The following is a 10,961-nucleotide window of genomic DNA, read 5'->3' on the forward strand; positions in this document are numbered from 1 at the left end:
CCATGGTCGGACAAAAAATTACACCTGGCTCAGGCGGCGCGCGCCTTCCAGCAGGGTCTCGTTATCTTTGGAAAAACTCAGCCGAATAAGGCCGGTATCGGTGCCGTCGCTGTAGAACGCCGACAGCGGGATCGTCGCCACCTTCGCTTCGCGGATCAAGCGCACGGCGAAATCATTGTCGCTTTCGTGACTGAAGCCGCTAAAGCGGGCCAGCATGAAGAAGCTGCCGCGGCTGGGCAGCAGCTCAAAGCGCGAATCCTGCAGGGCGCTGGCCAGCAGATCGCGCTTTTGTTGGTAAAACGCCGCCAGCCCCAGGTAGCTCTGCGGGTTGGCGAGCGCGGCGGCGAAGGCGTGCTGCATCGGCGTATCCGCGGAGAACACCATGAACTGGTGCACCTTGCGGATCTCGTCCGTCAGCGCCGCCGGCGCCAGGCAGTAGCCGACGCGCCAGCCGGTGACGTGGTAGGTTTTACCGAACGACGACACGATCACGCTGCGTTCCGCCAGCTGCGGATAGCGCGCCATGCTATGGTGAATTTCACCGTCGAACACCACGTGCTCGTAGACCTCGTCGGACAGGATCACGATGTCGGTGTCGCGGGTCAGGGCGGTCAGACGGTCGATATCCTGCGCGTCAAACACCGCGCCGGTCGGGTTATGCGGTGTGTTGACGATAATCATGCGCGTTTTGCCGTTGATGGCGGCGGCCACTTCGTCCCAGTCGACGCGAAAATCCTGCAGCGACAGTTTGATCGCCACCGGCGTGGCGCCCTGCAGGCGCACGATCGGCGCATAGCTGTCGAACGCCGGTTCGAAATAGATCACCTCGTCGCCGGGATGCACCAGCGCGCTGATCGCCGAGTACAGCCCTTCGCTGGCGCTGGCGATCACCGTGATTTCTTCGTCGGCGTCATAGCGCGCGCCATACAATCGTTCAGCTTTTTCCGCCAGAGCAGCACGTAACGCCGCCACGCCGCTCATCGGCGCGTACTGGTTATGACCTGCGCGCATGGCTTGCGCCGTTGCCTCGATCAGCTGCGGGTCACCGGCGAAGTTGGGCGCGCCCTGCGACAGATTGAGGGCCTGATGTTCGGCGCTGAGTTGGCCAATGACGGTGAAGATAGTGGTGCCGACGTCCGGCAGCTTCGAGCGGGATGAGCAGGCGCTCTGCATGATGGGCTCCAGGCAAACAGGGAAGTGTTGAGCGATTAAGCATCAGCCGGCGTAGGCGGACAAGGGAAAGTTTGTCATACTTGCCATGCACTGTGATCATAGCTAATCGAGGCTCGCTATGCCGATATCCCTGCCGTCGCTCGACGTGTTGAAAACCTTTGTGGTGGTGGCGCAACGCCTTAACTTTACCCATGCCGCCCGGCAGCTGCACCTGACGCAGGGGGCGGTCAGCCGGCAAATTCTCGGGCTGGAACAGCGTCTGGGCTATCCGCTGTTCAGCCGCCAGGCGCGCGGTCTGGCGCTGACGCCGCAGGGCGCGCAGCTGCTGGCGCCGGTACAACAGGCGCTGGGGCAGTTGGATGAAGCCCTGACGCGGGCCGCCGCTCCGCCGGGGGCGCTGCGCATCAAATGCCCGACCTGCGCCATGCGCTGGGTGCTGCCGCGCATCATTCGCCTGCAAAATGAACGGCCGGACATGCATATCGAGCTGACCGCCTCGGTGTCGCACGGCCTGGATTTCAGTACCGAGCAGTTTGACGCCGCGGTGGTGTTCGGCCGGCCGCCGGGTAAAAAGCTGACCGCGCACTTGCTGTTCGATGAAATCCTCACGCCGGTCTGCACGCCGACGTTTCTGCCGCCGGCGGCCCGGTTGACGGACTTGACGGACAAAACCCTGCTGCACCCGACGCGCGATCGGCGCGACTGGCTGCGCTGGCTGAAGGCGGCGGGCGCCGATGCGTTGCCGTCCGGCAAGGCCCAGCATTTTGATACCCTCGATCTGGCGATGAGCGCCGCGCTGCAAGGGTTTGGCATCGCCATCGGCGATCTGTGCCTGCTGGAGGAGGATATTCAGGCGCAGCGCATCGTCACGCCGTTCCCGCTCTGCGTCAGCAGCGGCGCGGCCTATTATTTGGTCTATCCTGAACGCACGGTAGCGCCGCCGACGTTAACCGCGCTGATCGATTTTCTGGCGGCGGAGGCCGCCGACAGCCGCGCCCGGCTGCAGAATTACCTGCCGATAACCTGTAATGCTTTGTAAACATTAGCGATGCGAATTCCCTTGGCGATGAAACAGAGTGTGGCAAACTGTTTCTTCACTCCGATTAAACTCCGCGGCGTTGGCGGCGGAAACACGCCTGAGATAAAACAAGATGAAATGGCTTTGTGTGGTGAGTATGTTGTCCGGTCTGGCCCTCAGCCCGGCTTGTGCGCAGGAAACGCCGATAACGCAGGGCATTCACGCCCAGCAGCGCGACGCCTTCGTGTCCAATTTGATGAAGCAGATGACGCTGGAAGAGAAGATCGGCCAGCTGCGGCTGATCAGCGTCGGGCCGGATAACCCGAAAGAAGCGATCCGCGAGGGGATCCGCAAAGGGCAGATCGGCGCCATCTTCAATACCGTCACCCGGCCGGATATCCGGGTGATGCAGGATCAGGCGATGCAGCTCAGCCGCCTGAAAATCCCATTGTTCTTTGCCTATGACGTGGTGCATGGCCAGCGCACCGTGTTCCCGATCAGCCTGGGGCTGGCGGCCAGCTTCGATCTGGAAGCCATTGCGCTCAGCGCCCGCGTGGCGGCGCAGGAGGCCAGCGACGACGGCCTGAACATGACCTTCGCGCCGATGGTCGATATCACCCGCGATCCGCGCTGGGGCCGGGTCTCCGAAGGCTTCGGCGAAGACACCTGGCTGGTCTCGAAAATCGCCAAGGTGATGGTCGACGGTTTCCAGAACGGTGATTCGGCCAAACCCGGTTCGGTGATGGCCAGCGTCAAGCACTTTGCATTGTACGGCGCCGTCGAAGGCGGCCGCGATTACAACACCGTCGATATGAGCCCGCTGCGCATGCATCAAGACTATCTGCCGCCTTACAAAGCGGCGGTGGACGCCGGCAGCGGCGGGGTGATGGTGTCGCTCAACGCGATCAACGGCGTGCCGGCCACCGCCAACCCGTGGCTGCTGAAAGATCTGCTGCGCGAGCAGTGGGGCTTTAAAGGCATCACCATCAGCGATCACGGCGCGATCAAAGAGCTGATTAAACACGGCGTGGCCGCCGACGCGCGCGACGCGGTGCGCCTGGCGATCACTTCCGGCGTCGACATGAGCATGAGCGACGAGTTCTACGACAAATACCTGCCGGGTCTGGTGAAGGACGGACTGGTGTCTGAAAGCGATATCGACCGCGCCTGCCGCGACGTACTGAACACCAAATACGACATGGGGCTGTTCACCAATCCTTACGTGCATCTGGGCCCGGCGGGCTCCGATCCGCAGGACACCAACGCCGAAAGCCGCCTGCACCGCGCCGAAGCGCGGGTGGTGGCACGCAAGACGATGGTGCTGCTGAAGAACGATAAACAGACGCTGCCGTTGAGCAAGCAGGCGACCATTGCGTTGGTCGGGCCGATGGCCGACAGCCAGCGCGACGTGATGGGCAGTTGGTCAGCCGCCGGGGTGGTCAAGCAGTCGGTCACCCTGCGCGAGGGGCTGGAGCGGGCGGTGGGCGACAAGGCGCGCATTCTGTACGCCAAGGGCGCCAACGTCACGCAGGATAAAGGCATCATCGACTATCTGAACGAGTATGAGCCGGCGGTGGCGTTCGATACCCGCTCGCCGCAGCAGATGATCGACGAAGCGGTGCAGGCGGCGAACAAGGCCGACGTGGTGGTGGCGGTGGTGGGGGAATCGCAGGGCATGGCGCACGAGGCCTCCAGCCGCGCCGACATCACGATCCCGCAGAGCCAGCGCGATCTGATCGCCGCGCTGAAAGCCACCGGCAAGCCGCTGGTGCTGGTGCTGATGAACGGCCGCCCGCTGGCGCTGAGCTGGGAGAGCGAGCAGGCGGACGCGATGCTGGAAACCTGGTACAGCGGCACCGAGGGCGGCAACGCGGTGGCGGACGTGCTGTTCGGCGATTACAACCCGTCGGGCAAGCTGCCGATGACCTTCCCGCGCTCGGTCGGCCAGATCCCGATGTACTACAACCACCTGAACACCGGCCGGCCGTTCGGCAAGGAGAATCCGGGCAAGTACACCTCGCGCTACTTCGATTCGCCGAACGGCCCGCTGTATCCGTTTGGTTACGGCCTGAGCTACACCACCTTCAGCCTGTCGGATCTGAAGTTATCCAGCCCGACGATGGCGCGCAACGGCAAGTTAACCGCCAGCGTCACGCTGAAGAATACCGGCAAGTACGACGGCGCCACGGTGGTGCAGCTGTATCTGCAGGACGTCACCGCGTCGGTCAGCCGGCCGGTGAAGGAGCTGCGCAACTTCAAGAAAGTGACGCTGAAGGCCGGCCAGTCGCAACAGGTTGAGCTGCCGATTAGCGAAGAGGATCTGAAGTTCTACAACGCCAGCCTGAAGTGGGGGGCGGAGCCGGGAAAATTCAACGTGTTCGTCGGCCTGGATTCCGACAACGTGCAGGCGCAAAGCTTTACCCTGAAGTAACCTTTCCCCCTCTTTCACTGCGGTGGGAGAGGGGTACCATCCATTCCCGCCAACGTCATCGGAGCCTGTCTCATGAAACGTTATCTGGACTGCAGCGCCAGCGATCTGGCCGATATCGGCAAAGCCGATCTGCTCTATGCCATCCGCGCCAGCGAAGGGCGCATCTTGGTCAGCGAAACCATCGCGGTCACTCAGCCGCTGCTCAATAACGTCACCAACGCCGAACTGGCGGCCAGCCAGGGCGCCGATCTGCTGCTGTTGAACCTGTTCGACGTCGATCGTCCGCATATCGCGGGCCTGCCCGCCGACGTGCCGCCGCAGGAGGCGCTACGCACGCTGCAGCGGCTGACCGGGCGGGTGATCGGGGTGAACCTGGAGGCCGTCGATCCGGCTTTCGCCACCGAACATAACGACTTCTGGCAGATGACGGCGGGCCGCGCCGCCACCGCCGAGAATGCGCGCAAGCTGTATCAGCTCGGCGCGCGCATGCTGGTGCTGACCGGCAACCCGAACAACGGCGTCAGCAATCAGGCGATCGCCGCCGCGCTGAAAGCGATCCGCGATGAGGTAGGCGACGAGATGGTGCTGGTGACCGGCAAGATGCACGGCGCCGGCATCGTGCGCGAAAGCGGCAGCCAGCTGATCGGCGAGCAGGATATCGCGCTGTTCGTGGAGAACGGCGCGGACATCGTGCTGCTGCCGGCGCCGGGCACCATTCCCGGCATGTCGCAGGAGAAAGTGGCGGCGTTGATCGCTTTTGCCCAGCGGCAGGGCGCGCTGGCGATGACGGCGATCGGCACCTCGCAAGAGGGGGCCGACGTGCAGACCGTGCGGCAGATTGCGCTGATGAGCAAAATGGCCGGCGCCGATCTGCACCATATCGGCGACACCGGCTATTTGGGGCTGGCGCTGCCGGAAAACATCTTCGCTTACAGCGTGGCGATCCGCGGTGTGCGCCACACCTATAGCCGCATGGCGCGTTCTATCAACCGCTAAGATCGCGCGGATGGCAGTTTTGCGCCGCCAGCGTCTGTGACGGGCCTCAATAACGGCAGGCGTGCGTCGATTAATGCACTTATAATTCCTGAGATTATAGTCAGCCACTCTGAGGAATATTGAGGAATATATGGCGCAAGAAACAAGGTTGTTAAAGCAATCGGCATTGATGATGTTGATGGTTGCTGTCGTAGGTATCACGGTTGGCGTGATGACGGGCTCCGAAGCCATTTTGTTCGACGGCATGTTTTCTCTGATCGCCACATTGATAAAGCTCTTGATGGTATTAACCTCGCGATTAATCAAAAAAGAATATTCGCGGCGCTTCCAGTTTGGCTTTTGGCATCTCGAACCGATGGTGTTGACCACCGAGGGCGTTTTCATCGGCGTAATCGCCCTGTATGCCTTGTTGAATGGCGTGCAGGGCCTGTTACAGGGCGGAACGGCGGTAGAGTTCGGCGGCGCGATCCTCTATGCGTTTCTGTTTACCCTGATTAATTTCAGCTATTACTTCTATGTTAAAAAGCGCAATCAGCGAGTGCAGTCGAGCCTGGTGTCTTTCGACAACATCAGTTGGTTTGTCGATGCGCTGTTGGCGCTGGGCTTGCTGGTCAGTTTCAGCATCGCCTTCCTGTTAACGAAAACGCAATATGCTTGGCTGGCGCCTTATGTCGATCCGGCATTGCTGGTGGTGATCGCCCTGGCGATGCTGCCGTCGGTGATTAAAATCTTGCGGCCCGCGTTGAAGGACATGCTGCGTGTGGCGCCGATTGAGCTGGATGCGTTGGTTGAGAAGACGATGGCGGCCTTGGTGGCCAGACACAATATCATCGATTATCACAGCTATTGCCAAAATGACGGCCGCATCAGCATTGTCGAAATCAATATTCTTATGGGGGTCGTCCAGGGCGTTAAGTTAGAAGAGTTGGATGCAATACGGGAAGAAATCCAGTCAGGTTTGGGAATGGATAGCGAAGAACTGTGGTTGACCGTTTCCTTTACTCGCGATCGCAAATGGCTGAACTGAGAGGAAACTCCGGGCCTGATGGCCCGGGGAATTTTACCAAAACAGCGGCGTGGTACTTTCGGCCAGAAACGCCAGCAGCGTTTCATTGACCACCGCCGGATTTTCCTTGTTGCTGATATGCCCGGCGTTGGGGATCAGCACATGTCGGCAGCCGAGAAGATCCGCCATGCGCTGGCCTTCCGCCGGCGGGCGCGGCTTATCCTGCGCGCCGGTGATGACGATGCTGGCGGCGGTGATGTGTTCCAGCAGCGCCAGCTTGTCGGGGCGGCCGAAGATCATCCGGCCAAGCGGTACGATGCTCTCGCGCAGACGATCGGCGGGCAGGCTTTGCAGATGGGCCAGCAATGGCTGCGACAGAGCAGCGGGCACTTCGTCGGAATAGAACTGCGCGGCGATATATTCCAGCAGCGGTGACGTGATGGCGCCGGCCTGTTCCACGGCGGCCAGCATGCCCATATAGCGCTGCCGCGCCTCCGGCGTTTCGTCGCCCAGGTAGCTGTCCAGCAGCGCCAGCACTTTCACCCGCTCCGGCGCCAGCGCCGCCAGTTCCGCGCCCCACATGCCGCCGACGGACAAGCCGACGATGCCGAACTCTGCAATATCCAAATGATCCATCAGCGCCAAATGATCGGCGGCGATATCCGACAGGCTGCTTCGCCCAGGCGGCAGCGCCGGGGAGTCGCCGTGTCCCCAGAGATCGGGCACGATCAGGCGGTAGCGTTTCGCCAGCGCCTCGAACTGCGGTGCCCACATATTCAGATCGAACAGATAGCTGTGGCCCAGCAGCAACGGAAAGCCCGAACCCACGTCGAGGTAATGCAAGGATTTGCCCATCGTTGGCATCTTGTCGGTTCCTTATATAAAGAGAGTCCGGCTGCTTATATCACACTCATATTCAACCTGCGGTATTAATTTACCTTAAATTACTTAGGTAAACCCTTATTTTTAATTTTTATTGATAACAAGACGTCAATGAAAGGTGACACTAAGGATAATATTCTGGTGACGATAAGAGCCTTGGTTTATGCTGGCGCTTCTTTCAAGATGGAATAGGTAAACAGGGCGTCGCGATGAAAAGACTTTTCAGACTATTAATTATTTTGCTTGTCATTTTGCTGCTGGCGGCGGTGCTGTGCTGGTTCTTCGGGCGCGGTAATCCGAATGCGCTGTGGCAAATCGTCAGCCAACAGTGCGTGCCCAATCAGCAGCAGAACAACGATCCGGCGCCCTGCTTAAAGGTTGATTTAACCGAGGGTTATGTGCTGTTTAAGGACAGCAAAGGCCCCTATCACGATCTGGTGATGCCGACCGAAAAGGTCAGCGGCATCGAGAGCCCGATATTGCAAGCGGAGCGAACGCCGCCTTATTTCGCCCAGGCCTGGAATAACCGCGAACATATATCCAGCGAGCTGGGTAAACCGTTAAAAGACGCATGGGTTTCTCTGGCGGTCAATTCGAAATATGGCCGCTCTCAAAATCAGCTGCATATTCACGTTGCCTGCTTGCGCCAGGATGTCTATAACGCGCTGGGGCAGCAGGCGGAACAATTAGATCAACAGTGGCGGCCGCTGGCGGTGAAATTGGTCGGCCACCAATATCTGGCCAGAAAATTGGCGGGCACCGATTTAACCCAGGAAGATCCTTTCCGCTTGTTGCAAAACTACGTGGTCGAGCAGGGCGACAGCATCGGCAATTACGGCCTGGCGCTGGCGGTCAGCCCGCAGGGCGAGATGCTGCTGTTGGCAAACCGTTTGAAGTTGACCGATCTCAACCTGGGGTCGGCCGGTGAAATTCAGGACTACCGGTGCGAGGTCGCGGGGAACTGAGTTTTTCTTATCGCTCCCCGTCGTTGGGGAGCGTACGCCGTGCGATACAAACTAACCAAATGTATTAACTCGCTTTTATTTTATTCTCCCTCATCTGCTTGATCCTGTTCTCATGTTCGATCTACTATTTGTTTGCACAAGCAAATAAATAATCGAGAGCAATCCGGTATGTCACAACCACGCAAACTTCCTGCTGCACTGGGCATCCATCTGGATGTGACCAATCGCCTGTGGCGCACGGCGATGGACCAGTCGGTGAAAATGACCAATCTGACACGCCCGCACTGGCTGGCGCTGAGTGCGATTGCCGATCTGGGTGATGGCTGCACGTTGAAGGACGTTTCGCAGCATTTGAACGCCGAAGTCTCGACGATGTCGCGCGCGCTGCTGTTTCTGGAAAAAAATCGGCTTATCGCTCGCGATGCCCTGTCTGAAGATAAGCGCGCTAAAGGCGTGAGAATGACCGAGGCCGGGCAGGAGATGCTGGCGCAGTTGGATCATTCCAGCCAGCAAGCGCGGCAAAAGCTGCTTAGCGGCATTTCGGCCAACGATCTGGAGGCTTTTTACCGCGTATTGTTTGGCATCAAGCATAACGCGATAGCGATGCTCGAACAGGAAAATCTGTTGCCGGACGAGTTTGCTCTTCTGGCGGAGGAGCGAGCGGGGGCGATGAAGCCGGAAGGTGAAGCGTGAACGGCCGCTGGCGGAGAGCACAACAGCTGTGCGTTATCGCGTTGGGGATCTTCTCCTGCCCGGTCTTCGCCAGCCAGAATGACCAACAGGTCATCGCACGCGGAAAATACCTGGCGATCGCCGCAGATTGCGCGGCTTGTCACCGCGGCAGCAGCCAACAGGACGCCCCCTACGTCGGCGGTTATGCCATCGCTTCGCCGATGGGCGATATCATCGCCAGCAATATCACGCCCGCCAAAGGAACCGGTATCGGCGACTACAGTGAACCAGAGTTTCGCCGCGCGTTAACGCAGGGCATCCGGCGGGACGGTCAACCCTTGTATCCCGCCATGCCTTATACCGCTTATCAGGGGTTGAGCGATGAAGATCTGCACGCGCTGTATCGCTATTTTATGGCCGGTGTCGCACCGGTCGATCGTGCGGTGCCTGAGACCCAGCTGACGTTCCCTTTTTCCTGGCGTTATGCGATCCACGGCTGGAACTGGCTGTTTCTGAAAAAAAGGCCCGGCGATGAAGATGAGAAAAAAGCGCGGGGTCGCTATCTGGTGGATGTTTTGGGGCATTGCTCGGCGTGTCACAGCCCGCGTAACGGGATGATGGCCGAATGCGACGATCGCTATCTGGCGGGAGGGGAGGCCGGCGGTTGGATCGCGCCGAATATCACCTCGGATCCCGTCAGCGGCATCGGCGGCTGGAGCCGGAAAGAGTTGGTACAGTATCTGCGCACCGGGCGCAATGACAAAGCCCAGGCGGCCGGCGGCATGGCGGAGGCGGTGGAGCATAGCCTGCGTTTCCTGAGTGACGACGATCTCAACGCCATCGCCGACTGGCTTAAACAGACGCCGCCGATCGTCACCGTGCAAGGAACGAAAGCAGCCTATCAATACCAAGGGGGCGGTAAAGGCCGTGCAGCCGGGCAGGCGCTGTATGCCGCTGCCTGCGCCAGCTGCCATCGCCTGGGCGGCGAAGGCGCCTATGACGGCTATTTCCCTGCTTTGACTCACAATTCCACCGTAGGCAGCGAGCGGGTCAATAACCTGATCATGGTGATGCTGCATGGCGTGCAGCGCCAGGGAGAGACGCTGCAAACCTGGATGCCGGGATTCGCCGATAGTCTGGATGACCGACAACTGGCCAAGTTGGGCAACTATGTATTGCATCAATTCGGCAATCCGGCAGTCAGGATAACGCCGGAGCAAGTGGCTCGGCAGCGGGAGGGCTGTGAAAAACCGCTGTTGATCGCGTCATTGCCTTATGTGTTCTGGGGCGGTGTATTGCTGGCATTGATCGTCATCGGAACGTGGGTGAAACGTCGGATGACGCATTGATCTAAGAGAGGATGGCATGAAGTTCAATCTGAACGGCCAGGCGGTCGAATTTAACGGCGAGCCGGATACGCCGCTGCTATGGGTGATCCGAGAGCATTTTAAGTTGACCGGCACCAAGTTCGGCTGCGGTATCGGCGCCTGTGGCGCCTGTACGGTACATGTCGACGGTAAGGCAGTGCGTTCATGTTGCTATCCGCTGCAATTGGTACGCGACCGGCAGGTGACCACTATCGAAGGGTTGTCTACCGATCGCAGTCATCCGGTGCAGCAGGCCTGGATTGCGGAGGACGTGCCGCAGTGCGGCTACTGCCAATCAGGCATGATCATGGCGGTCAGCGCGCTGCTGGCGGAACACCCGAGGCCGGACGATCGGCAGATAGATACGGGCCTGACCAATCTGTGCCGCTGCGCCACTTACCACCGTATCCGTGCGGCGGTGCACCGCGCCGCCGACAAGGGAGAACCCTGA

The 10,961-nt window shown here is 59.9% G+C and carries 10 protein-coding genes; 8 read left to right on the forward strand and 2 right to left on the reverse strand.

Features of this window, described 5'->3' with window-relative positions:
* Positions 1-18: 18 nt before the first annotated feature.
* Positions 19-1,173: a methionine aminotransferase gene (locus tag ACJ8PN_RS02385; RefSeq protein ID WP_442534571.1), complete on the reverse strand. Its 1,155-nt coding sequence runs from the start codon at positions 1,171-1,173 to the stop codon at positions 19-21.
* Positions 1,174-1,291: 118 nt separating this feature from the next.
* On the opposite strand from ACJ8PN_RS02385, the gene ACJ8PN_RS02390 reads away from it, so the two are divergent.
* The 4 genes from ACJ8PN_RS02390 to ACJ8PN_RS02405 all read left to right on the forward strand — a co-directional run bounded on the left by ACJ8PN_RS02390 (position 1,292) and on the right by ACJ8PN_RS02405 (position 6,645).
* Positions 1,292-2,212: a LysR substrate-binding domain-containing protein gene (locus ACJ8PN_RS02390; protein ID WP_171453553.1), complete on the forward strand. Its 921-nt coding sequence runs from the start codon at positions 1,292-1,294 to the stop codon at positions 2,210-2,212.
* 112 nt (positions 2,213-2,324) lie between these two features.
* Positions 2,325-4,622 carry a beta-glucosidase BglX gene (gene bglX / locus ACJ8PN_RS02395; protein ID WP_442534572.1) on the forward strand — a complete coding sequence of 766 codons (2,298 nt, stop codon included), beginning with the start codon at positions 2,325-2,327 and terminating at the stop codon, positions 4,620-4,622.
* Between the two features lie 72 nt (positions 4,623-4,694).
* Positions 4,695-5,618, forward strand: coding sequence for a DUF7916 family protein (locus ACJ8PN_RS02400; protein WP_351107109.1), 924 nt, complete (start codon positions 4,695-4,697; stop codon positions 5,616-5,618).
* Positions 5,619-5,748: 130 nt separating this feature from the next.
* Entirely contained in the window at positions 5,749-6,645 is an 897-nt protein-coding gene (locus ACJ8PN_RS02405) for a cation diffusion facilitator family transporter (protein WP_171453556.1), read from the forward strand.
* A gap of 33 nt (positions 6,646-6,678) precedes the next feature.
* Here ACJ8PN_RS02405 and ACJ8PN_RS02410 read toward each other — a convergent pair whose 3' ends face one another.
* Positions 6,679-7,479: an alpha/beta fold hydrolase gene (locus tag ACJ8PN_RS02410; protein WP_442534759.1), complete on the reverse strand. Its 801-nt coding sequence runs from the start codon at positions 7,477-7,479 to the stop codon at positions 6,679-6,681.
* A 236-nt stretch (positions 7,480-7,715) separates the two neighbouring features.
* Between ACJ8PN_RS02410 and ACJ8PN_RS02415 the strand changes: the two genes are divergently transcribed.
* From ACJ8PN_RS02415 to ACJ8PN_RS02430, 4 genes are all read left to right on the forward strand, one after another.
* Complete coding sequence (locus ACJ8PN_RS02415) at positions 7,716-8,471, forward strand: CDP-diacylglycerol diphosphatase (protein WP_442534573.1); 756 nt, start codon at positions 7,716-7,718, stop codon at positions 8,469-8,471.
* A 168-nt stretch (positions 8,472-8,639) separates the two neighbouring features.
* Positions 8,640-9,164, forward strand: a complete 525-nt coding sequence (locus tag ACJ8PN_RS02420; protein ID WP_171453557.1) for a MarR family winged helix-turn-helix transcriptional regulator — start codon at positions 8,640-8,642, stop codon at positions 9,162-9,164.
* On the forward strand, positions 9,161-10,492 hold the full coding sequence (locus tag ACJ8PN_RS02425) for a c-type cytochrome (RefSeq protein ID WP_253718517.1): 1,332 nt from the start codon (positions 9,161-9,163) through the stop codon (positions 10,490-10,492). Before ACJ8PN_RS02420 ends, ACJ8PN_RS02425 begins: the two co-directional genes overlap by 4 nt.
* A 16-nt stretch (positions 10,493-10,508) precedes the next feature.
* On the forward strand, positions 10,509-10,961 hold the full coding sequence (locus ACJ8PN_RS02430) for a (2Fe-2S)-binding protein (protein ID WP_033633817.1): 453 nt from the start codon (positions 10,509-10,511) through the stop codon (positions 10,959-10,961).

It is taken from the genome of Serratia sp. CY76391, assembly GCF_052166695.1.
GTDB lineage: Bacteria > Pseudomonadota > Gammaproteobacteria > Enterobacterales > Enterobacteriaceae > Serratia > Serratia nematodiphila.